Below are 23,560 nucleotides of genomic sequence, written 5' to 3'. Positions count from 1 at the left end.
ACCTCTGTCGCACCACCGGCGGCCTGCCTACGCTGGACCGTGTGACACAGACTGCGTACCTCCGATACCCGCACGTCCACGGCGAGTTGGTCACCTTCACGGCTGAGGACGACGTCTGGGTCGCCCCCCTCGACGGGGGCCGCGCCTGGCGGGTCAGCGCCGACAACATGCCCGTGAACCATCCCCGTATCTCCCCCGACGGCACGACCGTCGCCTGGACGTCCACCAGGGACGGCGCACCCGAGGTGCACATCGCGCCCCTCGACGGCGGCCCCGCCGAGCGGCTCACCCACTGGGGCAGCGCGAAGACCGGCGTACGCGGCTGGACGCCCGACGGCCGCGTCCTCGCGGTCAGCGCGGCGGGCCAGGCCTCGCTGCGCCGCACGTGGGCGCGGGCCGTCCCGCTGGACGGCGGCCCCGCGCGGACCCTCCCGTACGGCGTCGTCGGTGACGTCGCGCACGGCCCCGAGGGGCAGGTCCTGCTGCTCACGGCCCCCATGGGGCGCGAGGCCGCCTGGTGGAAGCGGTACCGGGGCGGCACGGCGGGAAAGCTGTGGCTCCGCACCGCCGCCGCCCCGGCCGCCGAGCAGGCGCACGGCCCCGCCCCCGCCCCCGAGGCGGCGAGCGGCCCCGCGGAACCCTTCATCCGCGTCCACGAAGCGCTCGGAGGCAACATCGAGTACCCCCTGTGGGTGGGGGAGCGGATCGCCTTCCTCAGCGATCACGAGGGCGTGGGCGCGGTCTACTCCTCGCTGCCCGACGGCACCGGCCTGCGGCGCCACACCCCCGTCGACGGCTTCTACGCCCGGCACGCCGCCACCGACGGCGCCCGCGTCGTCTACGCCGCGGCCGGTGAACTCTGGCTCGTCGACGACCTGGAGGGCGCCGAGCCGCGCCGCCTCGACGTCCGGCTCGGCGGCCAGCGCACCGACCTGCAGCCGTACCCCGTGGCGGCGGCCCGCTGGTTCGGCGCCGCCGCGCCCGACCACACCGGACGCGGCAGCGCCGTCTCCGTGCGCGGTTCCGTCCACTGGGTCACGCACCGCCAGGGCCCCGCCCGCGCCCTCGCCGCCACGCCCGGGGTCCGCGCCCGGCTGCCTCGCACCTTCCGCGTGGCCGGTGAGGAACACGTCGTGTGGGTCACCGACGCCGAGGGCGACGAGGCCCTGGAGTTCGCCCCCGCCACCGGACCCGCGCCCGGCGCCACGCCCCGCAGGCTCGCCGCGGGACAGCTCGGGCGGGTCCTCGGGCTCACCATGTCGCCGGACGGCAGCCGCGCCGCCGTCGCCTCGCACGACGGCCGGGTCCTGCTCGTGGAGCGGGAGAGCGGCGAGGTCCGCGAGGTGGACCGGAGCGAGGACGGCGAGGCGAGCGGGCTCGTCTTCTCGCCCGACTCCGCCTGGCTCGCCTGGTCGCACCCCGGGCCGCGCCCGCTGCGGCAGCTCAGGATCGCCAACACCGCCGACCTCTCCGTCTCCGACGCCACCCCGCTGCGGTTCCGCGACTACTCGCCCGCCTTCACCCTCGACGGCAAGCACCTCGCGTTCCTCTCCGCGCGCGCCTTCGACCCGGTCTACGACGAGCACGTCTTCGACCTCGCCTTCGTCGGCGGCTCACGGCCGCACCTGATCACGCTCGCCGCGACCACGCCGTCCCCGTTCGGGCCGCAGCGCCACGGCAGGCCCTTCGACGCGCAGGACGGCGGTCCGGAGACCCCGGAGAGCGAGGGCGCCCCCGTCACCCGCGTCGACTTCGACGGGCTCACCGACCGCATCGTGCCCTTCCCCGTGGAGGCCGCCCGGTACTCGACGCTGCGCGCCGCCAAGGACGGACTGCTCTGGCTGCGCCACCCGGTGCGCGGCGTGCTCGGCGCCTCCCGGGCGCACCCGCTCGACCCCGACCCGCGCACCGGACTGGAGAGGTACGACCTCCCGCGGCACCGCGTGGAGGAACTCGCCCCCGACGCCGACCACTTCACCGTCACCGGCGACGGCAGGCGGGTCCTGCTGCGGACCGACGGCAAGCTGAAGGTGGTGCCGAGCGACCGTCGCGCCTCCGGCGACGAGGACGGCGACTCCCACATCACCGTCGACCTCTCCCGCGTCCGGCACACCGTCGACCCGGCCGCCGAGTGGCGGCAGATGTACGACGAGACCGGCCGCCTCATGCGGGACAACTTCTGGCGGGCGGACCTCGGCGGCGTCGACTGGGACGGCGTCCTGGAGCGCTACAGGACCGTTCTCGCCCGCGTCGCCACCCACGACGACCTCGTCGACCTGCTCTGGGAGGTCCAGGGCGAGCTGGGCACCTCGCACGCGTACGTCATACCGGGCGGTGCCGGCGCCCACGCCTACCGGCAGGGGCTCCTCGGCGCCGACCTCTCGTGCGGCGAGGACGGCCTCTGGCGCGTCGACCGCGTCCTGCCGTCGGAGACCTCCGACCCGGCCGCGCGCTCACCGCTCGCCGCCCCCGGCGTCGCGGTGCGGCCCGGCGACGCGGTCATCGAGGTCAACGGCCTGCCCGTCGACCCCGTGACCGGGCCGGGGCCGCTGCTCGTCGGCACCGCAGGCAAGCCCGTCGAACTGACCGTCTCGCCCTCCGGCGGCGGCGACCCGCGGCACGCCGTGGTGATCCCGGTCGACGACGAGGAGCCGCTGCGCTACCACGCGTGGGTCGCGGACCGGCGGGCCTACGTCCACGAGCGCTCCGGCGGCCGGCTCGGCTACCTCCACGTCCCCGACATGCAGGCGCCCGGCTGGGCGCAGATCCACCGGGACCTGCGCGTCGAGGTCGCCCGCGAGGGCCTGGTGGTGGACGTCCGCGAGAACCGCGGCGGGCACACCTCGCAGCTGATCGTGGAGAAGCTGGCGCGCCGCATCATCGGCTGGGACATGCCCCGCGGCTCACGGGCCTTCAGCTACCCGCAGGACGCGCCGCGCGGCCCCGTCGTCGCCGTGGCCAACGAGTTCTCCGGCTCCGACGGCGACATCGTCAACGCCGCCATCAGGGCGCTCGGCATCGGCCCCGTCGTGGGCACCCGCACCTGGGGCGGCGTCGTCGGCATCGACAGCCGCTACCACCTGGTCGACGGGACGCTCGTGACCCAGCCGAAGTACGCGTTCTGGATGGAGGGCCAGGACTGGGGCCTGGAGAACCGCGGGGTCGACCCCGACGTCGAGGTCGTGACCACCCCCGACGACCACGCGGCGGGCCGCGACCCGCAGTTGGACGAGGCGGTGCGGATCGCCCTCGCGGCCCTGGCGGAGAACCCGGCGAAGACGGCACCCGGCCTGCCGGACGCCCGGTGACCTTCCCCCGGCCCCGCGGCGGCGGGGCCGATAGCATGCCGGACGTACTGATCGTTCCGTTCGAGGAGGCGGCCCATGGCGGGCGAAGCGCAAGACGACTGCCTGTTCTGCAAGATCGTCGCGGGTGACGTGCCGGCGACCGTCGTCCGTGAGACCGAGACGACCGTGGCCTTCCGCGACATCAACCCCCAGGCGCCCACCCACGTCCTGGTGATCCCCAAGGCGCACTACCCGGACGCGGCGTCGCTCGCCGCCGCCGAGCCCGGGATCGCCGCCGACGTGCTGCGCGAGGCGGGCGAGGTCGCCGCGGAGGAGAAGGCGGAGAGCTACCGCATCGTCTTCAACACCGGAGCCGGCGCCGGGCAGACCGTCTTCCACACGCACGCGCACGTCCTGGGCGGCCGCGGTCTCCAGTGGCCTCCCGGATAGCGGGGCCGACACCCCTTGTCCGTACGTGAACTGGTCGTGCTCGGCACGGCCAGCCAGGTCCCCACCCGGCACCGCAACCACAACGGCTACGTCCTGCTCTGGGACGGCCAGGGCATCCTCTTCGACCCCGGCGAGGGCACGCAGCGGCAGATGCTGCGCGCCGGGGTCGCCGCCCACGACCTGCACCGCATCTGCGTCACCCACTTCCACGGCGACCACAGCCTGGGCCTCGCCGGGGTGATCCAGCGCATCAACCTCGACCGCGTCCCGCACCCCGTCACCGCCCACTACCCCGCCTCGGGGCAGCACTTCTTCGACCGGCTCCGGTACTCCACCGCGTACCGCGAGACGGTGGCGCTCGTCCAGGAGCCGGTCGCCGCCGACGGGCCGCTGGCCGCGGAGCCCTCGTACACCCTCGACGCGGTGAAGCTCTCCCACCCCGTCGAGTCCTTCGGCTACCGCCTCACCGAACCCGACGGGCGGCGCATGCTGCCCCGGCTGCTCGCCGAGCGCGGCATCAAGGGGCCCGACGTCGGGCGCATCCAGCGGGAGGGCAGCCTCGGCGCGACCACGCTCGACGACGTCAGCGAGGTGCGGCGCGGACAGCGGTTCGCCTTCGTGATGGACACCCGGCTCTGCGCGGGCGTGCACGCCCTCGCCGAGGGCTGCGACATGCTCGTCATCGAGTCGACCTTCCTCGACGAGGACGAACGCCTCGCCACCGACCACGGCCACCTCACCGCCGGGCAGGCGGCCCGGGTGGCGGTGGAGGCGGGCGTGCGCCACCTCGTCCTGACACACTTCAGCCAGCGCTACCCCGACCCGGGCCTGTACGAGCAGCAGGCCCGCGCCGCCGGGTACGACGGCGAACTCACCATCGCCCGCGACCTGACACGCGTCCCCGTGCCGAAGCGGACCTGAGAGCCTGGAGGGCAGCCCCTCCGGGCCGGACGAGCACCACCACAGAACTGAGCGAGACCGCACCATGCCGATCCCCAAGGCCGAACTCCACCTCCACATCGAGGGCACCCTCGAACCCGAACTGGCCTTCGCGCTCGCCGCGCGCAACGGCGTCTCCCTGCCGTACGCCGACACCGACGAGCTGCGCAAGGCCTACGACTTCGACGACCTTCAGAGCTTCCTCGACCTCTACTACGGCCTGATGGCCGTCCTGCGCACCAAGGCCGACTTCGAGGAGCTCGCGGACGCCTACCTCGCCCGCGCCGCCGGGCAGGGCGTCCGGCACGCGGAGATCTTCTTCGACCCGCAGGCCCACATGGCGCGCGGCGTCCCCATCGGCACCGTCGTCGAGGGCCTCTCCCGCGCCCTCGACCGCAGTGAGGAGCGGCACGGCGTCTCCACGCGGCTCATCATGTGCTTCCTGCGCGACGAGCCGGCGGAGTCCGCGATGGCGACCCTCGAAGCCGCGAAGCCCCACCTCGACCGGATCATCGGCGTCGGCCTCGACTCCGCCGAGGTCGGCCACCCGCCGGCCAAGTTCAAGGAGGTGTACGAGGCCGCCGCCGCGCTCGGGCTCCGCCTCGTCGCCCACGCCGGCGAGGAAGGCCCGCCCGCCTACATCACCGAGGCCCTGGACGTGCTGCGGGTCGAGCGCGTCGACCACGGCCTGCGCTGCGTGGAGGACCCGGCCCTCGTCGAGCGGCTGGCCGCCGAGCGCGTGCCGCTCACCCTCTGCCCGCTCTCCAACGTCCGGCTGCGCACCATCGACGCGCTGGCGGACCACCCGCTGCCGCGCATGCTGGACGCCGGGCTCATGTGCACGGTCAACTCCGACGACCCCGCCTACTTCGGCGGCTACGCGGGCGACAACTTCGACGCCGTGCGCGAGGCGCTGGGGCTCGACGAGGAGCGGCTGCGCACCCTGGCGCGCAACTCCTTCGAAGCGGCCTTCCTCGACCGCGACGCGGCGGACGAGGCGCTGCGGGCGCGGTACCTCGCCGAGGTCGAGGCTTATTCGTTCGACTGAGGCCGGGCAGGCGGACTACGGTCCCGGTATGGATTCCTTCCTGCAGATCTACGGCTGACACGGCTCTCCCGGCCCCCGCCCGCCCCTTTCGGGGCCGCGGCGGCGGGCCGCCGTGCTCTCGTCCGCAGTTCCGCACCCCTCGCAACGAAAACGAAGGTGAAGGAAGCCCGTGCCGTCCCACCGGAGTCCCCGTCGCCGTGCCCATATCGCCATGATCGGCGTACCCATGGTCAGCCACGTGCTGCCGAGCCTGGAGATCATCCGGGTCCTCGCCGCGCGCGGCCACCGCGTGACGTACGCCAACGACCCGGCCGCCGCCGCGCTCATCGAGCCCACCGGCGCCGAACTCGTCCCGTACACGTCGACCCTCCCGCACCGCGACAACATCTGGCCCGACGACCCCATCGAGGCCTCTTCGCTCTTCCTCGACGACGCGATGGCGGTGCTCCCGCGGCTCCACGCGGCGTACGACGACGATCCCGCCGACGTGTACCTGTACGACATCGGGGCGTACGTGGGCCGTGCGCTCGCCGAGGCGCAGGGGAGGCCCTGCGTGCAGCTGTCGCCCACCTTCGTCGCCTGGGGCAGTTACCGGGAGGACGTCGGCGCCCGGCTCGCAGGGCTGCCGGGCGCCGACGCGCTCGAAGCCCGCTTCAAGGAGTGGCTCGGCGGGTGCGGGGCCACCACGACGGACGTGGGGGAGTTCTCCGGCGTGCCGCCGCGGGCCATCGCCACGATTCCGCGCGCCATGCAGCCGCACGCCTCCACGGTCGACGCGGCCCGCGTCGACTTCGTCGGGCCCTGCCTCGGCGACCGGGCGGACCAGGGGGTGTGGGAGCGGCCCGCCGGGGCGGCGAAGGTGCTCCTGGTGTCGCTCGGCTCCGCCTACACCCGGCAGCCCGACTTCTACCGGCGGTGCGTGGCGGCCTTCGGCGACCTCGCCGGGTGGCACGTCGTGCTCCAGATCGGCAAGCACGTCGACCCCGCCGAGCTGGGACCCGTGCCCGGCTCCGTCGAGGTCCGCTCCTGGGTGCCGCAGAAGGCGATCCTCGAACAGGCCGACGCGTTCGTCACGCACGCGGGGATGGGGAGCAGTTCCGAGGGCCTCTACCACGGGGTTCCCATGATCGCGGTGCCGCAGGGGGCCGAGCAGCCGATGAACGCCGACCGGCTGGTCGAGCTGGGGGTCGCCCGGCGCCTCGACACGGAGGCCGCCACGGTTTCCGCGCTGCGGGAGGCGTTGCTGGACCTCGTCTCCGACCCCGGGGTCGCGGAGCGCTGTGCGCGGCTGCGGGCGGAGGTGCGGGGGGCCGGCGGCGCCGTGCGCGCCGCGGAGCTGGTGGAGGCGGAGCTCTAGCTGCGCCCGGCTGTGCTGCCCGGGGCTGCTTCTTCGGGCGCGGGTGGGTGGTGGCTTGTCGCGCCGTTCCCCGCGCCCCTGAACGGCAGGCCCCTTGCCCCCAGGCTGTTCGTATACCTATTCTCCGTTCCCATGCATGGACAGAGCTTGGTCATCAGCGAGGTTCGTCTCACTCCCGTGCTCGTCGCCGACCCGCCACTGCTCAACACCCAGGGCGTCCACCAGCCCTACACCCCGCGCCTGATCATCGAGGTGGTCACCGAGGGCGGCGTCACCGGGGTCGGGGAGACGTACGGGGACGGGAAGTACCTGGACCTCGCGCGGCCCTTCGCCGCGGGGCTGGTCGGGCGGGCGGTCAGCGATCTGAACGGCCTGTTCACACTCGCGGGCGACGTCGCCGTGGACGCCGCCCGCGTCGACGCCGCCGTCGACGTGGGCGGACTGCGCGGCGTGCAGACCGCAGACAAGCTGCGGCTCTCCGTGGTCTCCGGGTTCGAGGTGGCGTGCCTGGACGCGCTCGGCAAGGCGCTCGGCCTGCCCGTGCACGCGCTGCTCGGCGGCAAGGTGCGGGACACCGTGGAGTACAGCGCCTACCTGTTCTACAAGCGGGCCGGGCACCCGGCGGGGACCGCCCACGAGCCCGACGACGGATGGGGCGCCGCCCTCGACCCCGCCGGCATCGTCGCCCAGGCCAGGCTCTTCACCGAGCGGCACGGCTTCACGTCCTTCAAGCTCAAGGGCGGTGTCTTCCCGCCGGACGAGGAGATCGCCGCGGTCCGCGCCCTCGCGGAGGCGTTCCCCGGCGCGCCGCTCAGGCTCGACCCCAACGGGGCCTGGTCGGTCGAGACGTCGCTCAGGGTCGCGGACGAGATCGGCGACGTCCTGGAGTACCTGGAGGACCCCGCGCTCGGCACCCCCGCCATGGCCGAGGTCGCCGCGGGCACCTCCGTGCCGCTCGCCACGAACATGTGCGTGACGACCTTCGAGGAGATACCCGAGGCGTTCGCCGGGGGCGCCGTGCAGGTGGTGCTCTCCGACCACCACTACTGGGGCGGCCTGCGGCGTACGCGCGAGCTCGCCGCGGTCTGCCGCACCTTCGGGGTCGCCGTGTCCATGCACTCCAACACGCACCTGGGCGTCAGCCTCGCCGCGATGACGCACGTGGCGGCGACCGTGCCCGGCCTCCGCCACGCCTGCGACTCGCACTACCCCTGGCAGTCCGAGGACGTGCTGACCGAGCGGACGCGCTTCGTGGACGGCAGGGTCGCCGTGACCGACACCCCGGGCCTCGGCGTCGAGCTGGACAGGGAGAAGCTCGCGGCCCTGCACGCGCGCTGGCTGGACGACGGCTTCCGCGCGATGCGGGAGCGGGACGACGCGGCGGCGATGCGGGTGACCGACCCGCGGTGGGTGACCCCGGCGGTGCCGCGCTGGTAGGGCGCGCCTCGACTCCTCCACGCCCGAGGCGCCGCAACCCCGGGCCTTCGCGGGGATCGTCGGCTACGTTGCCTGCATGGTCGTACCAGTGCAGCCCACCGTCGACCCGCTGAAGTCGGCCCGCAGAGCCGGTGATCCGGCCTGCGACGTCTACCTCACCGGCACGGTCTTCCTCGACATCGTCTTCACCGGCCTCGACTCCGCGCCCGTGCGCGGCACGGAGTCCTGGGCCCGCGGCATGGGGTCGAGCCCCGGCGGCGTCGCCAACATGGCGACCGCGCTCTCCCGGCTCGGCCTGCACACGTCCCTCGCCGCCGCCTTCGGGGACGACCACTACGGGGAGTACTGCTGGGACGCCCTCGAAGGGGGTGAGGGCATCGACCTCACCTCGTCGCGGACCGTGCCCGGCTGGCACACCCCGGTGACCGTCTCCATGGCGTACGAGGGCGAGCGGACCATGGTCAGCCACGGCCACGAGCCGCCCCCGGACGCCGACGCCCCGGACGGCGGCGCCCCCTGCTGCCCGCCCCGCGCCCGCGCCGCCGTCGCCTCGCTCACACCCGGCACCAGCGCCCCCTGGATCGCCCAGGCCGCCCGCAGCGGCACCCGGATCTTCGCCGACGTCGGCTGGGACGACACCGGGCGGTGGGACCTCGCCGCCCTGCCCGACCTGCGGCACTGCGAGGCGTTCCTGCCGAACGCGGAGGAGGCCATGCGCTACACCCGCACCTCCTGTCCCAGGGAGGCCGCGCAGGCCCTGACCGCCTACGTGCCGCTCGCCGTGGTGACCCTCGGCGCCGAGGGGGCGTACGCGGTGGACCGGCGGACCGGCGAGACCGCGGACGTGCCCGCCATCGAGGTGGAGGCCCTCGACCCGACCGGCGCCGGAGACGTCTTCGTCGCCGGCTTCGTCACCGGGACCCTCGCCGGCTGGCCGCTCGCGGACCGCCTGGCCTTCGCCGGGCTCACCGCGGCCCTCTCGGTCCAGGAGTTCGGCGGCTCCCTTTCCGCGCCCGGCTGGGCCGAGGTGGGCGGCTGGTGGCGGCGGGTCACGGAGTTCGACGAGCAGGACCCGAAGGCCCTGCGGCGCTACAGCTTCCTGGAGACCCTGCTCCCCGCCGCCGGCAGGCCGTGGCCGCTGCGCAGGGCCGTGCCGACGATCGGCTTCCGCTCGGCGTAGCCCCCGCACGGCGGCCGGGCCGAAAAGTCCTACGGCTCTGTCAGTGGGCCGTCGTACCCTTGGCAGTGCAAGAGCAGCAGGCGCTGTGGTGGCCGCGTCGTGGAGTCCGCGACCCCCGGCAACCACCGCCGAGGACCACGACCGCGGACGATCCGGCCCGCGGGAGCGGCGCCGGACCCGGCGCGAACGGAGGGTTGAGCAGGCCTTGAGGGCCGGCCCATGACGCAGACACCCACGACTCCCCCTGCCGCGCAGGGCCAGGCCCGAGCACACTTCACCGTGCCGGCGAACCACCCCATGGTGACCGTCCTCGGCTCCGGTGACGCCCTGCTGCGCGTGATCGAGAAGGCCTTCCCGGCGGCCGACATCCACGTCCGGGGCAATGAGGTCAGCGCCGTGGGCGACGCCCGCGAAGTCGCCCTCATCCAGCGCTTGTTCGACCAGATGATGCTGGTGCTCCGCACCGGTCAGCCGATGACGGAGGACGCAGTGGAACGCTCGATCGCCATGCTGAGGGCGGACGAGAACGGCAACGGCGCGGAGGAGACCCCCGCCGAGGTCCTCACGCAGAACATCCTCTCGTCCCGCGGCCGCACCATCCGCCCCAAGACCCTGAACCAGAAGCGGTACGTCGACGCGATCGACAAGCACACGATCGTCTTCGGCATCGGCCCTGCGGGTACGGGCAAGACCTACCTGGCCATGGCCAAGGCCGTGCAGGCCCTCCAGTCCAAGCAGGTCAACCGCATCATCCTGACCCGCCCCGCGGTCGAGGCGGGCGAGCGCCTCGGCTTCCTGCCCGGCACGCTGTACGAGAAGATCGACCCGTACCTGCGTCCGCTGTACGACGCGCTGCACGACATGCTCGACCCCGACTCGATCCCGCGCCTCATGGCGGCGGGCACGATCGAGGTCGCGCCGCTGGCGTACATGCGGGGCCGCACGCTCAACGACGCGTTCATCATCCTCGACGAGGCGCAGAACACCAGCGCCGAGCAGATGAAGATGTTCCTGACCCGCCTCGGCTTCGACTCCAAGATCGTCATCACCGGTGACATCACCCAGGTCGACCTGCCCGGCGGCACCAAGAGCGGTCTGCGCGAGGTCCAGCGCATCCTGGACGGCGTGGAGGACATCCACTTCTCCCGGCTCACGTCGCACGACGTCGTACGGCACAAGCTGGTCGGCCGTATCGTCGACGCGTACGAGCAGCACGACAGCCGCGACGGGAAGTAGACCAGCACCACCATGGCGATCGACGTCAACAACGAATCCGGGACCGAGGTCGACGAGCAGGCGATCCTCGACATCGCCCGCTACGCCCTCGCGCGGATGCGCATCCACCCCCTCTCCGAGCTCTCGGTGATCGTGGTGGACGAGGGGGCCATGGAGCAGCTCCACATCCAGTGGATGGACCTGCCGGGGCCCACGGACGTCATGTCCTTCCCCATGGACGAGCTCAGGCCGCCCATGAAGGACGACGACGAGCCCCCGCAGGGCCTCCTCGGCGACATCGTGCTCTGCCCCGAGGTCGCCGCCAAGCAGGGCCAGGACGCCCCGACGCGGCACTCCATGGACGAGGAGCTCCAGCTCCTGACGGTCCACGGAGTGCTGCACCTGCTGGGGTACGACCACGAGGAGCCCGACGAGAAGACCGAGATGTTCGGGCTCCAGGCGGCGATCGTCGACGGCTGGCGCGCGGAGAAGGGCCTGACCGGCCCGTCCCCGGCGCCCACCGTCTCGTAGCGCCATGGACATCCAGCTGATCGCCGGTGCCGTCGCCCTGGTCGTCGTCGCCTGGCTGGCGGCCTGCGCGGAGGCGGGCATCGCCCGCGTCTCCAGCTTCCGCGCGGACGAGGCCGTCCGCTCCGGGCGGCGCGGCAGCGCCAGGCTCGCGCAGGTCGCCGCCGACCCCACCCGCTATCTGAACGTGGCGCTCCTCGTCAGGGTGGCGTGCGAGATGGCGTCGGCGGCCCTGGTGACGTACGCCTGCCTGAAGGAGTTCGAGCGGACCTGGGAGGCCCTGGCCGTCGCGATCGGCGTGATGGTCCTCGTCAGCTATGTCGCCGTGGGCGTCTCACCGCGCACCATCGGCCGCCAGCACCCGCTGAACACGGCGACCGCCGCGGCGTACGTCCTGCTGCCGCTGGCCCGCGTCATGGGCCCGATCCCGCCCCTGCTGATCCTCATCGGCAACGCGCTCACGCCCGGCAAGGGCTTCCGGCGCGGCCCGTTCGCCTCCGAGGCCGAGCTGCGCGCGATGGTCGACCTCGCCGAGAAGGAGTCCCTGATCGAGGACGACGAGCGCCGCATGGTGCACTCCGTCTTCGAGCTCGGTGACACGCTGGTGCGCGAGGTCATGGTGCCCCGCACCGACCTGGTCTCCATCGAGCGGTTCAAGACGATCCGCCAGGCGCTCACCCTCGCCCTGCGCTCCGGCTTCTCGCGCATCCCGGTGACGGGGGAGAGCGAGGACGACGTGGTCGGCGTCGTCTACCTCAAGGACCTCGCGCGCAAGACGCACATCAACCGCGACAGCGAGTCCGAGCTGGTCTCCACGGCGATGCGCCCGGCGACCTTCGTGCCCGACACGAAGAACGCCGGCGACCTGCTCCGCGAGATGCAGCAGGAGCGCAACCACGTGGCCGTCGTCATCGACGAGTACGGCGGCACGGCCGGCATCGTGACCATCGAGGACATCCTGGAGGAGATCGTCGGCGAGATCACCGACGAGTACGACCGTGAGCTGCCGCCCGTGGAGGAGCTGGCCGACGGCTGCTACCGCGTGACGGCCCGCCTCGACATCGGCGACCTCGGGGAGCTGTTCGGCTTCGACGAGTTCGACGACGAGGACGTCGAGACGGTCGGCGGCCTCCTCGCCAAGCGGCTCGGCCGTGTCCCGATCGCGGGGGCCTCGGCGGTCGTCCCGCTGCCGGACGGCCGGGAGCTGACGCTCACCGCCGAGTCCGCCGCGGGCCGCAGGAACAAGATCGTGACGGTGCTCGTGGAGCCGGTCGCGGCCGGCGAGCCGGTGCGGGAGGGGGAGCCCGGATGAGCCCCGAGGAGCTGCGCGCGTTCTGTCTCTCCTTCAACGACGCGGTGGAGGAGTTCCCCTTCACGCCGGAGACGTCGGTCTTCAAGGTCGCGGGGAAGATCTTCGCCCTCACGGCCCTCGACAGCCGCCCGCTCACCGTCAACCTCAAGTGCGACCCGGACCTCGCCGTCCAACTGCGCACGGCGCACCCGGAGATCGTGCCGGGCCGGCACATGAACAAGCGCCACTGGAACACGGTGACGGCCGACGGCGCGCTCCCGGAGCGCCAGCTCAGGGAACTGATCGAGGACTCCTACGATCTGGTGGTCGCCGGCCTGCCGCGCGCGCGAAGGCTCCGGCTCGATCGCGCCTGAGGGCACGCGCGGGCCGGGGTGAACTCGCCGATGCCCCCCAACAGCCCCTCGCCATCGGGGTTGCGGGGCGGCAGAATGGTAGGGAGGGCGGATCCGAAACGCTCCCACTCCGGGCTGCCGTCGAAGTAACACGGAGTGGAAACGTCTGTGCGATGGCGTCCGCCGCACCTGGCCCCGGCCCCTAGGTCGGGGCCAGTTCCGTTCACACGTGAGGCAGCACCCACTCGTCGATGATCTTCTGGATCACCACGAGAAGGCTGACCCACGGAGCCGCGAGGGCGGCCCGGTCGGTCCACGTGCGGAGGGTGCGACGCCCATCCGGCTTCTCGGCCATCGGGCTGTTCTCCTTCCTGGACCCACGAGAGTCGTGGATACCGCGGCGATCCACGAACGGGTGGCGCCAGGAAGAGGGAACCGGCGGTCCGCGCCACTCGAAGGAGTGAGTCGGGCGCCGTGTCGTCACTTCGCTTCAACCTCCTTGCTGGAGCTTTCACTTGGGCGTGACGCTGCTTCAGACCAGCGTAGCCTGGAGGTGCGCAACTGGGTAGAGTTCGGTACGACAGCTTGCCGAAGTGCGTGTCACCTTAGGAGCGTCCGATGAGCAGGTAGCCAAATGCGATATAGCTGTCCGGCAACTGCCGGGGCTTCCTGTTGCCGTGTCGAGCGGGGCGGGTTCTCCTGGTAGCGGCGTGAACCGTCACCTCGGAAGGTCTCGATGAGTAAGCTGCTATTCTGCTATGTTGCACCTCGGACAGTGCCGTTGGGGGTGGAGCCATCATGAGCGTGCCGAACGCGGCCCTTCAGCGGCTGCGGCTGCGTACGGAGCTCCGCAAGGCGCGGACGGCTGCCAGGCTCACGCAGCGCCAGGTCGCGTCCAAGATGGAGTGGAGCCCCTCCAAGCTGATCCGGATCGAGGCCGGTGAGGTCGGCATCTCCGTCAACGACCTGCGCCCTCTCCTCGACGCGTACGGGATCAGGGACCGCCGCAAGATCGACGAGCTCCTCGACCTCGCGCGCGGCAGCCGGCGCATGCCGTACAGCGAGTACCGCGACCTGTACGGCAAGGAGTTCCTGGAGTTCCTCGCCCTGGAGTCCTCGGCCTCCATCATCCGGCACTACGGAGCGCTGGTCATGCCGGGCCCGCTGCAGACCGAGGAGTACGCGCGGGCGATCATGACCGCCTACAACAAGAGCATTCCCGAGGAGCGCCTGGAGCGCGGCGTCGAAGTCCGCCTCGCGCGGCAGGAGTTGCTGACATCGGGCGGGCGCGAGCTGTTCTACATCCTCGACGAGGCGGTCGTGCGCCGCCACGTCGGCGGGCGGGGCGTGATGCGCGCCCAGCTGGAGCGGCTCGCCGAGCTGGCGGCCAAACCCGGGGTCACCATCCAGATCCTGCCGTTCAGTGTGGGCGCCCACGCGGGCGTCCAGGGCCCCTTCAGCCTCTTCGAGTTCGAGGCGGACGAGATGCCGGACTCCCTCCACCTGGAGAATCCGCGCGGCGATTCCTACACCACCAACGCCGCGGACGAGACCGGCCGTTATCTGGAGCGCTTCTGGGAACTGGAGGACCTCGCGCTCAAGGACGACATCGGCGTGCTCCTGCGGGCGCTCGCCGAGCGGATGGAGGACGGGCGGGACGATCTGGAGACACTGCTGCGAGGTGACCCCGTGGAAGCCGTCGCACAGGAGTAACACGCCCTGGGGCGCGGGATCTTGGCGCGAAACCGGTCGTTCATATTCGTATGGCGTCCCGTTACTCTGGAAGAGGTGCTGCGTGTGCCTGCACCAGTCGCGCGGGGGAGTCGAGTGAGCTGGAATCCCAGTCTCCGTCCGTTCGCCGTGGGCAGTGACGGCTGGTCTTCCGCACCCAGGGGTGGAGGAGAAGCGTGGGCAGCTCATGGACGTGGCGCAAGAGCAGCGTGAGCGACGGCGGGGAAGAGCAGTGCGTGGAGACCGCCTGGACCGGAGAGACGGTCCTCGTGCGTGACTCCGCGCGGCGCAGAGGCGCCGTGCTCACCTTCTCCCCACAGGCCTGGACGGCCTTCCTCGGCCTCGCGGCCGGGCCGTCCCCGGCCGCGCGCCCGCGGGACGAGTCGACGGCCCGCCTCTAGCGAGGCGGACCGTCCGCGGCGGCGGCTCGGGGTGCCCGCTCGGCCGGCGTCACCGGAGGGCCGCCGGGGCGCCTCGCACCCCGGCGCGGGGTGAGTCACCCGGCGATCGTCCCGCTCCTTATGCTCGTGCCATGACGCAGAGCACCGACCTCGGTCCCGAGGACCGCAAGATCGTCACCCTCGCCCGCTCGGCAAGGGCCCGCAACGGAGTGCCCGAGGGGGCGGCCGTCCGGGACGAGACCGGGCGCACCTACGTGGCGGGCACCGTGGACCTCGCCTCGCTCCCGCTCTCCGCGCTGCGCACAGCGGTCGCGATGGCCGTCGCATCGGGGGCGGAATCCCTGGAGGCCGCGGCGGTGGTCTCGGCCGCCGAGGAACTCCCCGCGGACGACATCGCGGCGGTACGCGACCTGGGCGGCAAGGGCACCCCGATCTTCCTGGCGGCACCCGACGGCGAGCTCCGCGAAACGCTGACAGCGGAATAGGCCCCCGACGGAACCGGGCCAGGCCCCCGGCCTCCGAGGAGGAGCCTGCCGCAGCCATATCAAGCCCGCCCGGGTTCGAGGGCGAGCCTGGCGCGCAGCCATATCAAGCCCGCCCGGGTTCGAGGGCGAGCCTGGCGCGCAGCCATATCAAGCCCGCCCGGTCTTCGAGGGCGAGCCTGCCGCAGCCATATCAAGCCCGTCCGGCGTTTGAGGACAAGCCCGGCGTAGCCGGGTCAAGCCCGACGGCGCAGCCGGGTCATGCCCTTCCAGTCTTCGAGGGGGAGAGGCTGACGCAGCCGGATCAAGCCCGTCCGGCGTTTGAGGACGAGCTCGGCGCAGCCGGCGATGGGGGAGGCGAAGCAAGGCCCACGGCCAGTACTGTGCGGCGGGGGTCCCGGAATCAGGGACAATGGCGCCATGAGCGTTCGTACCCCGTCATCAGCCGAGCCGTCCGAGGCCGTCCACCGCGCCGGTTTCGCCTGCTTCGTCGGCCGCCCCAACGCGGGCAAGTCCACCCTCACGAACGCTCTGGTCGGCAAGAAGGTGGCGATCACCGCGAACCAGCCGCAGACCACGCGGCACACGGTGCGCGGCATCGTGCACCGGCCCGACGCCCAGATGATCCTGGTGGACACCCCCGGCCTGCACAAGCCGCGCACCCTGCTCGGCGAGCGGCTCAACGACGTCGTGCGCACGACGTGGGCCGAGGTCGACGTGATCGGCTTCTGCCTGCCCGCGAACGAGAAGCTCGGCCCCGGCGACCGCTTCATCGCCAAGGAGCTCGCCTCCATCAAGAAGACGCCGAAGATCGCGATCGTCACCAAGACCGACCTGGTCGACAGCAAGACGCTCGCCGAGCAGCTCATCGCCATCGACCAGCTCGGCAAGGAGCTCGGCTTCGAGTGGGCCGAGATCGTCCCGGTGTCGGCCGTCGGCGACCAGCAGGTCGGACTCCTCGCCGACCTCATCGTGCCGCTGCTGCCCGAGGGCCCCGCGCTCTACCCCGAGGGCGACCTCACGGACGAGCCCGAGCAGGTCATGGTGGCCGAGCTGATCCGCGAGGCGGCGCTCGAAGGCGTACGGGACGAGCTGCCGCACTCCATCGCGGTCGTGGTGGAGGAGATGCTGCCGCGCGAGGACCGGCCCGCGGACAAGCCGCTGCTCGACATCCACGCGTTCGTCTACATCGAGCGGCCCAGCCAGAAGGGCATCATCATCGGCCCCAAGGGCAAGCGGCTCAAGGACGTCGGCATCAAGTCGCGCAAGCAGATCGAGGCGCTGCTCGGCACGCCCGTCTTCCTCGACCTGCACGTCAAGGTGGCCAAGGACTGGCAGCGGGACCCGCGCCAGCTCCGCAAGCTCGGCTTCTGACGCCGCGCGCCCGGCACTTCGCGTGAAGGCGGCGCAGCGATGGACCCCCGTCCCGCCGCTGCGCCGCCGTCACCCGGCTCGGGCCGGATGTCATCGGCAACCGCTGCGGGCGTCCCCGCATTCCCGTTCGGGCACCATGAGTTCCCCTTCGGGCGCCGCGTGTTCCCTTTCGGGCGCCGAGAGTGGTGAAACCGGACATCGGGGCCCCGCGCCCGGGCACCGCGACCGGCTCTTTCGGGCGTCACGGGCGCCCCGTCCGGGCATCGCGCTCAGTCCACGCCCCTGATCCGCGTCACGAGCGCCGCCCCCGCGAGGCCGATCACCGCCGCGGTCAGATAGAGCACGCGGTAGCCGCCGAGGTACGTCACGATCGGCGCGGCGATGGCCGGGGCAGCCACCTGGGGCAGGGAGTTGGCGATGTTGATGACGCCGAGGTCCTTGCCGCGGTCCGCGGCCTTCGGCAGGACGTCCGTCATCAGGGCGAAGTCCACCGAGGTGAAGACGCCGAAGCCGACGCCGAGCAGCGCCGCCGCCACGACCGCGCCGGGCCACGTCTGCCAGAGGGCGAGCAGCGCCGTCGCCGCCGCCATCAGCGAGCCCGACCAGATCACGAAGGGCTTGCGCCGCCCCACGCGGTCCGACCAGGCACCGCCGGCCACGACGGTGGCGAGCATCGTCACGCCGTTCACAGCCGTCAGGACCAGTACGCCGTGTTCCGGGTCGCCGTGGCGCAGCCGGTCCCGCAGGAAGTACAGGAGGTAGAGCAGCACCACGGAGTTGCTGAGGTTGATCAGGAAGCGGGTCAGCCACGCCCAGGCCAGGTCCGGATGGCGGCGCGGGCTCAGCCAGAACCCGGCGAGGAAGGCCCGCGGCTCCCACGGCGGCCGATCGGCCACCGGAAGCCGCAGGTCACGGTGGTGCACGACGTAAGGAAGGACGCCCGCCACGGTGAACACCGCGCACGCCGCGTAGCCCGCGGCCGTCCCGCCCGCGACCGTCGCGAGCCCCGTCCCCACCACCACCCCGAGCAGTTGCGCCGCCCCGAGCCGGCCGCCGACCGAACCCCGCTGCGCACGCGGCACCCGGTCGGGGACGGCCGCGGTGACCGCGGCGAAGGCGGCGTTCAGCGTGAGCTGGACCAGGCACCAGCCCGCCGCCATCCACCACACCGAGCCCGCGGCGGAGAGCAGCAGGAGCGCGGCGGCGCCGCCCGCGGTGCCCGCCACGATCCACGGCGTGCGCCGCCCGAGCCGCGAGGTGGTGCGGTCCGAGAGGGCGCCGAAGAGCGGGTTCGCGGTGAGCGAGACGACCGCTCCGGCGCCCGTCACCCAGGCGAGGACCGTCTCCTTCGACGTGCCCGCGGGGGCCAGGTCCTCCGCCTGCACGGCGAGCAGGATCTGCAGCGGCCCGTACCAGCCCACCCAGATCGCGCCGTTCGCCACCGAAAGGGCCGCCGTCCAGCTCCGCCCGACCCGCTCGGCAGGCTCCCGCAGCGCGTCGGCGGTCATGCCCGCTGCGCCCGCAGCACCTCGCGCAGCCAGTGGTAGGACGCCTTCGGGATGCGCTTCTGGGTGGCGTAGTCGACGTGGACGAGGCCGAAGCGCCGCAGGTGGCCCTCCGCCCACTCGAAGTTGTCGAGCAGCGACCAGACGAAGTAGCCGCGCACGTCGACGCCCGCCTCCACCGCCCGGTGCAGCGCCCGCAGGTGGCCGTCGAGGTAGGCGATCCGCTCCCGGTCGTCGAGCCCCTCGTACGAGCAGCCGTTCTCGGTGACGACCAGGGGCGGGAGCCGGTCGCCGTAGCGGTCGCGGAAGGCGGTGAGGAGTTCGGTGAGCGCCTCGGGGACGACGGGCCAGCCGAAGTCCGTGACCGGGTAGCCCTCGATCGGGCGCGGCGAGAAGGGGAGCCCGGTCGGGAGCGTGAGGCCCGAGAACTCGGCGGCGGTGCCCTCGGGGAGCGGGGCGCCCACCTTGGCCGGCTGGTAGAAGTTGACGCCGTACCAGTCGAGCGGTTCGGCGATCACCTCCAGGTCGGCTCCGAGGTCCGCGGACGGCATCAGCTCGCCGAGCCCTTCGGGGTAGCGGCCGGTGAGCAGCGGGTCCGCGAAGAGGCGGTTGAGGAGTACGTCGTAGAGGCCGGCGGCGGCCGTGTCCGCGTCGGCGGCCGACGCGGGCCAGGTCGGGCCGTGCGAGTTGGCGATGCCGATGTCACGGGCGCCCGCCGCGCGCAGGGCGCGCACCGCGAGGCCGTGGGCGAGCAGCTGGTGGTGGGCGGCGGGCAGCGCGTCGAAGAGCAGCTTCTCGCCGGGGGCGTGCTCGCCGATGGCGTGGCCGAGCAGGGTGTGCTCGGCGGGTTCGTTGAGGGTGATCCACTTGTGGACGCGGTCGCCGATGCGGGCGGCGACGACGGCCGCGTACTCGGCGAAGCGCTCGGCGGTGTCGCGCCGCAGCCAGCCGCCCGCCTCCTGGAGGGCCAGGGGGGTGTCCCAGTGGAAGAGCGTGGGGACGGGCCGGACACCCTTCGCGCACAGCTCGTCGACGAGGCGGTCGTAGAAGTCGAGGCCCGCCGCGCTCACCGCGCCCGTCCCCTCCGGCAGCACGCGCGGCCAGGAGACCGAGAACCGGTAGGCGTCCACGCCGAGGCCGCCGACGAGCGCCACGTCCTCGCGGTAGCGGTGGTAGTGGTCGCAGGCGACGGCGGCGGTCGTGCCGTCCTTCACGTTCCCCGGCACGGCGGTGAAGGCGTCCCACACGGACGGGCCCCGCTCGTCGGCGGCACCCTCGATCTGGTGGGCCGATGTGGACACGCCCCACAGGAAGTCGCGGGGGAACCGGGGTATCGCCGCAGTCGCTGCCATGGGCGGGATCTTCCGTACCGCCCCGTACGCACGTCAATGGGCGTGCACGGAAAAGGTGAACAATTCTCAGGTTCGCTACGCGCCTTCCTTCAGCACGCGCGAGATCAGCTTGCGCTGCGGTTCCGTGAGCCGGGGGTCGGAGCAGTACACCGTGTGCCCGTCCACGGTGAGGGTGTAGCTGAAGCCGTCGGGCACCCCTATCGGCGGCGTGCTCCGGCCCTCGGCCACGGCCTGTTCGGCCAGGGCGTGCCATTCCGGGGCATCGGCCAGCTGCGAGGTGTCCACCTCGGCGTGCCGGTCGATGCCCGCGAATCCTCCGGTCCGCTTCACCTGGATACGCATGGGTCCTGTCTACTGCACCGGGCGGGCGGCGGAAAGCGCACTGTCAGTCGTTGGTGGGCACCTTGACGGTGGACCACGCGTCGACGACGGCCTTGAGCTCGTCCCCGTCGCCGAACTTCTGCCGGGCGGCGGCGACCGTCAGCTTCGCGAAGTCGGTGAAGGACGCGTCCTGCGCCAGCTCGCCGCCGGTCAGGACGGCGTACCAGATCTGTCCCGCCCGCTCCCAGGAGTGACCGCCGAGCGCCTCGGCGACCAGGAAGAAGGCGCGGTTCGGGATGCCGGAGTTGATGTGCACGCCGCCGTTGTCGCGGCCCGTGCGCACGTAGTGGTCCATGTCCGCGGGCTGCGGGTCCTTGCCGAGCACGTCGTCGTCGTAGGCGGTGCCGGGCTCCTTCATGGAGCGCAGGGCCTTGCCGGTGACGCGCGGGGCGAGCAGGCCGGCGCCGATCAGCCAGTCGGCCTCGGCGGAGGTCTGGCCGAGCGTGTACTGCTTGATCATCGAGCCGAAGACGTCGGCCATCGACTCGTTCAGGGCGCCGGGCTGGCCGAAGTAGGTGAGGTTGGCCGTGTACTGGACGACGCCGTGGGTCAGCTCGTGGCCGATGACGTCCACCGGGATGGTGAAGTCGAGGAAGATCTCGCCGTCACCGTCGCCGAACACCATCTGCTCGCCGTTCCAGAAGGCGTTGTTGTAGTCCTCGGAGTAGTGCACGGTCGCGTTCAGCGGCAGCCCGCCGCCGTCGATGGAGTTGCGCTCGTACGACTTCAGGTACAGCTCGAAGGTGGCGCCGAGGCCCGCGTACGCGCGGTTGACGGTGGCGTCCTTGCCGGGCTTGTCCCCCTCGGAGCGGACCTTGCGGCCCGGCAGCTCGGTGCGGTGCCTGGCGTCGTACACGGTGCGGTGCGGCTTGTCCGCGGCGGCCTCCTTGGGTGGGGCCACGGCGGGCGCGCCGATGACGGTCGTCAGGCGGCGGCGGGTGCGCTCGATGGCGTCGCGCTCCAGGGAGCGGCGGGCGGGCGTGGCGAGCGCGGGGTCCTGGCTCTGGGCGAGGGTGTCCAGGACGTGGGGCGGCACGATGGTGCAGAAGACGGGCTCGAAGCCCGTCGGGTTGGCGGTCATGGCGGCAATGTGGCACTGGGTCATGCCGCTGTCACTACCTGCCACCATGATTGATGAAATAGAGGCATACGGGCCCGCGAGCGCCTCCCCATCGGGTACGGGATGCTTTGCGCCACCGGGATGCCAGTGGGATATGACACCTTTTGTGCCGCCTTCCGTCGCTGGTCCCGCATACTGATACGGGCCCGCGCACAGAGCGCGGCTCGGCTAGGCTGCGGTCCATCATGCGATTCGGGCTGCTTCTCCTTAGCTGCCGCGGCGAGGGCCTGTAGACAAGGCCGACCCCCTCCCCGCGGAGTTCGGCGTTGCGCTAAGACCGTCGGCCGTCCTTCAGGACACTTCCGAGGAGCCCCGCACATGCCGAACTTCCAGCGCCCCACGTCCATGCCGATCCACAAGTACGGACAGTACGAGCAGGTCGCCATCCCCGACCGCACCTGGCCCGACAAGCGGATCACCGTGGCCCCCCGCTGGCTCTCCACCGACCTGCGCGACGGCAACCAGGCGCTGATCGACCCGATGTCCCCCGCGCGCAAGCGCGCCATGTTCGACCTGCTGGTACGCATGGGCTACAAGGAGATCGAGGTCGGCTTCCCCTCGTCGGGCCAGACCGACTTCGACTTCGTGCGCTCCATCGTCGAGGACGAGGACGCGATCCCCGAGGACGTGACGATCTCCGTCCTGACCCAGGCCCGCGAAGAGCTGATCGAGCGCACGGTCGAGTCCCTGAAGGGCGCCCGGCGCGCCACCGTGCACCTGTACAACGCGACCGCGCCCGTCTGGCGCGACGTGGTCTTCCGCGGCTCGCGCGACGCCGTGAAGCAGATCGCCGTCGACGGCACGCGCCTGGTCATGGAGTACGCCGAGAAGCTGCTCGACGACCGCACCACCTTCGGCTACCAGTACAGCCCCGAGATCTTCACCGACACCGAGCTGGACTTCGCCCTGGAGGTCTGCGAGGGCGTCATGGACGTCTGGCAGCCCGACGCCGACCGCGAGATCATCCTGAACCTGCCCGCCACGGTGGAGCGCTCCACGCCCTCCACCCACGCGGACCGCTTCGAGTGGATGTCCCGCAACCTGTCCCGGCGCGAGTTCGTCTGCCTCTCCATCCACCCGCACAACGACCGCGGCACCGCCGTCGCCGCCGCCGAGCTGGCCGTGATGGCCGGCGGCGACCGCGTCGAGGGCTGCCTGTTCGGCCAGGGCGAGCGCACCGGCAACGTCGACCTGGTCACCCTGGGCATGAACCTCTTCAGCCAGGGCGTCGACCCGCAGATCGACTTCTCGGACATCGACGAGGTCCGCCGCGTGTACGAGTACTGCACGCAGATGGAGGTCCACCCCCGCCACCCCTACGCGGGCGACCTGGTCTACACCGCCTTCTCCGGCTCCCACCAGGACGCCATCAAGAAGGGCTTCGACGCGCTGGAGTCCCGCGCCGCCGCCGCGGGCAAGACCGTCGACGACGTCGAGTGGGCGGTGCCGTACCTGCCCATCGACCCCAAGGACGTCGGCCGCTCCTACGAGGCCGTCATCCGCGTCAACTCGCAGTCCGGCAAGGGCGGCATCGCGTACGTCCTGAAGAACGACCACAAGCTGGACCTGCCGCGCCGCATGCAGATCGAGTTCTCGAAGATCATCCAGACGAAGACCGACGCCGAGGGCGGCGAGGTCACGCCCGGCGCGATCTGGAGCGTCTTCCAGGACGAGTACCTGCCCAACCCCGACAACCCCTGGGGTCGGATTCAGGTCAAGAACGGCCAGACGACGACCGACACCGACGGCGCCGACACCCTCACCGTCGAGGCCACGCTGGACGGCGCGGACACCGTCCTGACCGGCACGGGCAACGGACCGATCTCCGCGTTCTTCGACGCGCTGCAGGGCATCGGCATCGACGTACGCCTGCTGGACTACCAGGAGCACACGATGAGCGAGGGCGCGTCCGCGCAGGCCGCCTCGTACATCGAGTGCGCGATCGGCGACAAGGTGCTGTGGGGCATCGGCATCGACGCCAACACCACGCGCGCCTCGCTCAAGGCCGTCGTCTCCGCCGTCAACCGCGCGGCCCGCTGAGCCCGCGCTGATTTCTCCGGCCCGTACGCCGCCCCGCCCGCCGTCGCGCGGGCGGGGCGGCGTCGTCTCCCGGCCACGTCTCCCTCGCT

General features: G+C 72.2%; 21 protein-coding genes. 16 read left to right on the top strand and 5 right to left on the bottom strand.

Translation table 11 applies throughout. The features are described 5' to 3' along the window. Positions 1-41: 41 nt before the first annotated feature. From AB0I16_RS08315 to AB0I16_RS08265, 11 genes are all read left to right on the top strand, one after another. Complete coding sequence (locus AB0I16_RS08315) at positions 42-3,308, top strand: S41 family peptidase (RefSeq protein WP_363248512.1); 3,267 nt, start codon at positions 42-44, stop codon at positions 3,306-3,308. Between the two features lie 75 nt (positions 3,309-3,383). Further along, positions 3,384-3,737 (top strand): histidine triad nucleotide-binding protein, encoded by a 354-nt coding sequence (locus AB0I16_RS08310; RefSeq protein ID WP_363248511.1) that lies wholly within the window; start codon positions 3,384-3,386, stop codon positions 3,735-3,737. A gap of 15 nt (positions 3,738-3,752) precedes the next feature. Further along, positions 3,753-4,658 (top strand): ribonuclease Z, encoded by a 906-nt coding sequence (locus AB0I16_RS08305; RefSeq protein WP_363248510.1) that lies wholly within the window; start codon positions 3,753-3,755, stop codon positions 4,656-4,658. Between the two features lie 64 nt (positions 4,659-4,722). After that, entirely contained in the window at positions 4,723-5,724 is a 1,002-nt protein-coding gene (locus AB0I16_RS08300; protein ID WP_363248509.1) for an adenosine deaminase, read from the top strand. Between the two features lie 211 nt (positions 5,725-5,935). Next, positions 5,936-7,081: a macrolide family glycosyltransferase gene (locus AB0I16_RS08295; RefSeq protein ID WP_363248508.1), complete on the top strand. Its 1,146-nt coding sequence runs from the start codon at positions 5,936-5,938 to the stop codon at positions 7,079-7,081. Between the two features lie 132 nt (positions 7,082-7,213). After that, complete coding sequence (locus AB0I16_RS08290; RefSeq protein ID WP_363248507.1) at positions 7,214-8,518, top strand: glucarate dehydratase family protein; 1,305 nt, start codon at positions 7,214-7,216, stop codon at positions 8,516-8,518. A 76-nt stretch (positions 8,519-8,594) separates the two neighbouring features. Beyond that, positions 8,595-9,698: a PfkB family carbohydrate kinase gene (locus AB0I16_RS08285; protein ID WP_363248505.1), complete on the top strand. Its 1,104-nt coding sequence runs from the start codon at positions 8,595-8,597 to the stop codon at positions 9,696-9,698. A 219-nt stretch (positions 9,699-9,917) separates the two neighbouring features. Next, on the top strand, positions 9,918-10,934 hold the full coding sequence (locus AB0I16_RS08280) for a PhoH family protein (protein WP_363248504.1): 1,017 nt from the start codon (positions 9,918-9,920) through the stop codon (positions 10,932-10,934). Between the two features lie 12 nt (positions 10,935-10,946). Next, positions 10,947-11,444 (top strand): rRNA maturation RNase YbeY, encoded by a 498-nt coding sequence (gene ybeY, locus AB0I16_RS08275; protein ID WP_062776625.1) that lies wholly within the window; start codon positions 10,947-10,949, stop codon positions 11,442-11,444. 4 nt (positions 11,445-11,448) lie between these two features. Then, positions 11,449-12,753: a hemolysin family protein gene (locus AB0I16_RS08270; RefSeq protein WP_363248503.1), complete on the top strand. Its 1,305-nt coding sequence runs from the start codon at positions 11,449-11,451 to the stop codon at positions 12,751-12,753. Further along, complete coding sequence (locus AB0I16_RS08265) at positions 12,750-13,106, top strand: MmcQ/YjbR family DNA-binding protein (RefSeq protein ID WP_363248502.1); 357 nt, start codon at positions 12,750-12,752, stop codon at positions 13,104-13,106. Before AB0I16_RS08270 ends, AB0I16_RS08265 begins: the two co-directional genes overlap by 4 nt. Positions 13,107-13,308: 202 nt before the next feature. Here AB0I16_RS08265 and AB0I16_RS08260 read toward each other — a convergent pair whose 3' ends face one another. Next, entirely contained in the window at positions 13,309-13,440 is a 132-nt protein-coding gene (locus tag AB0I16_RS08260) for a hypothetical protein (protein ID WP_363248501.1), read from the bottom strand. A 443-nt stretch (positions 13,441-13,883) separates the two neighbouring features. Between AB0I16_RS08260 and AB0I16_RS08255 the strand changes: the two genes are divergently transcribed. The 4 genes from AB0I16_RS08255 to era all read left to right on the top strand — a co-directional run bounded on the left by AB0I16_RS08255 (position 13,884) and on the right by era (position 17,073). After that, complete coding sequence (locus tag AB0I16_RS08255; RefSeq protein WP_363248500.1) at positions 13,884-14,798, top strand: helix-turn-helix transcriptional regulator; 915 nt, start codon at positions 13,884-13,886, stop codon at positions 14,796-14,798. Between the two features lie 194 nt (positions 14,799-14,992). Then, positions 14,993-15,217, top strand: coding sequence for a DUF397 domain-containing protein (locus AB0I16_RS08250; protein WP_363248499.1), 225 nt, complete (start codon positions 14,993-14,995; stop codon positions 15,215-15,217). A gap of 131 nt (positions 15,218-15,348) precedes the next feature. Next, the gene (locus AB0I16_RS08245) at positions 15,349-15,702 is read left to right on the top strand and encodes a cytidine deaminase (protein ID WP_363248498.1); all 354 of its coding nucleotides are present in this window, start codon (positions 15,349-15,351) and stop codon (positions 15,700-15,702) included. 417 nt (positions 15,703-16,119) lie between these two features. After that, positions 16,120-17,073 carry a GTPase Era gene (gene era, locus AB0I16_RS08240; protein WP_150167588.1) on the top strand — a complete coding sequence of 318 codons (954 nt, stop codon included), beginning with the start codon at positions 16,120-16,122 and terminating at the stop codon, positions 17,071-17,073. 269 nt (positions 17,074-17,342) lie between these two features. Here the strand turns inward: era and AB0I16_RS08235 are convergent, their stop codons facing one another. From AB0I16_RS08235 to AB0I16_RS08220, 4 genes are all read right to left on the bottom strand, one after another. Next, positions 17,343-18,581 carry an MFS transporter gene (locus AB0I16_RS08235; RefSeq protein WP_363248497.1) on the bottom strand — a complete coding sequence of 413 codons (1,239 nt, stop codon included), beginning with the start codon at positions 18,579-18,581 and terminating at the stop codon, positions 17,343-17,345. Further along, positions 18,578-19,930, bottom strand: a complete 1,353-nt coding sequence (locus AB0I16_RS08230; RefSeq protein WP_363248496.1) for a GH1 family beta-glucosidase — start codon at positions 19,928-19,930, stop codon at positions 18,578-18,580. Before AB0I16_RS08230 ends, AB0I16_RS08235 begins: the two co-directional genes overlap by 4 nt. 75 nt (positions 19,931-20,005) lie before the next feature. After that, positions 20,006-20,272, bottom strand: coding sequence for a protealysin inhibitor emfourin (locus AB0I16_RS08225; RefSeq protein WP_363248495.1), 267 nt, complete (start codon positions 20,270-20,272; stop codon positions 20,006-20,008). 43 nt (positions 20,273-20,315) lie between these two features. Further along, entirely contained in the window at positions 20,316-21,392 is a 1,077-nt protein-coding gene (locus AB0I16_RS08220; RefSeq protein ID WP_363248494.1) for a M4 family metallopeptidase, read from the bottom strand. Between the two features lie 357 nt (positions 21,393-21,749). Here AB0I16_RS08220 and leuA point away from each other — a divergent pair, with 357 nt between their 5' ends. Next, positions 21,750-23,471 (top strand): 2-isopropylmalate synthase, encoded by a 1,722-nt coding sequence (gene leuA, locus AB0I16_RS08215; protein WP_363248493.1) that lies wholly within the window; start codon positions 21,750-21,752, stop codon positions 23,469-23,471. Positions 23,472-23,560 lie beyond the last annotated feature (89 nt).

The organism is Streptomyces sp. NPDC050703 (assembly GCF_040654435.1).
Taxonomy (GTDB): Bacteria; Actinomycetota; Actinomycetes; order Streptomycetales; family Streptomycetaceae; genus Streptomyces.
Note: the sequence above shows the minus strand (reverse complement) of the source record. Positions and strands in the feature narration are given on the sequence as shown.

Bases quoted from the DNA above. Each gene is read 5' to 3' on its own strand.
- era (WP_150167588.1), top strand. From the start codon at position 16,120: ATGAGCGTTCGTACCCCGTCATCAGCCGAGCCGTCCGAGGCCGTCCAC.
- AB0I16_RS08260 (WP_363248501.1), bottom strand. From the start codon at position 13,440: ATGGCCGAGAAGCCGGATGGGCGTCGCACCCTCCGCACGTGGACCGAC.
- AB0I16_RS08310 (WP_363248511.1), top strand. From the start codon at position 3,384: ATGGCGGGCGAAGCGCAAGACGACTGCCTGTTCTGCAAGATCGTCGCG.
- AB0I16_RS08265 (WP_363248502.1), top strand. From the start codon at position 12,750: ATGAGCCCCGAGGAGCTGCGCGCGTTCTGTCTCTCCTTCAACGACGCG.
- AB0I16_RS08285 (WP_363248505.1), top strand. From the start codon at position 8,595: ATGGTCGTACCAGTGCAGCCCACCGTCGACCCGCTGAAGTCGGCCCGC.
- AB0I16_RS08270 (WP_363248503.1), top strand. From the start codon at position 11,449: ATGGACATCCAGCTGATCGCCGGTGCCGTCGCCCTGGTCGTCGTCGCC.
- ybeY (WP_062776625.1), top strand. From the start codon at position 10,947: ATGGCGATCGACGTCAACAACGAATCCGGGACCGAGGTCGACGAGCAG.
- AB0I16_RS08235 (WP_363248497.1), bottom strand. From the start codon at position 18,581: ATGACCGCCGACGCGCTGCGGGAGCCTGCCGAGCGGGTCGGGCGGAGC.
- AB0I16_RS08280 (WP_363248504.1), top strand. From the start codon at position 9,918: ATGACGCAGACACCCACGACTCCCCCTGCCGCGCAGGGCCAGGCCCGA.
- AB0I16_RS08295 (WP_363248508.1), top strand. From the start codon at position 5,936: ATGATCGGCGTACCCATGGTCAGCCACGTGCTGCCGAGCCTGGAGATC.
- AB0I16_RS08255 (WP_363248500.1), top strand. From the start codon at position 13,884: ATGAGCGTGCCGAACGCGGCCCTTCAGCGGCTGCGGCTGCGTACGGAG.
- AB0I16_RS08230 (WP_363248496.1), bottom strand. From the start codon at position 19,930: ATGGCAGCGACTGCGGCGATACCCCGGTTCCCCCGCGACTTCCTGTGG.
- AB0I16_RS08225 (WP_363248495.1), bottom strand. From the start codon at position 20,272: ATGCGTATCCAGGTGAAGCGGACCGGAGGATTCGCGGGCATCGACCGG.
- AB0I16_RS08300 (WP_363248509.1), top strand. From the start codon at position 4,723: ATGCCGATCCCCAAGGCCGAACTCCACCTCCACATCGAGGGCACCCTC.
- AB0I16_RS08220 (WP_363248494.1), bottom strand. From the start codon at position 21,392: ATGACCGCCAACCCGACGGGCTTCGAGCCCGTCTTCTGCACCATCGTG.
- AB0I16_RS08290 (WP_363248507.1), top strand. From the start codon at position 7,214: ATGCATGGACAGAGCTTGGTCATCAGCGAGGTTCGTCTCACTCCCGTG.
- leuA (WP_363248493.1), top strand. From the start codon at position 21,750: ATGCCGAACTTCCAGCGCCCCACGTCCATGCCGATCCACAAGTACGGA.
- AB0I16_RS08245 (WP_363248498.1), top strand. From the start codon at position 15,349: ATGACGCAGAGCACCGACCTCGGTCCCGAGGACCGCAAGATCGTCACC.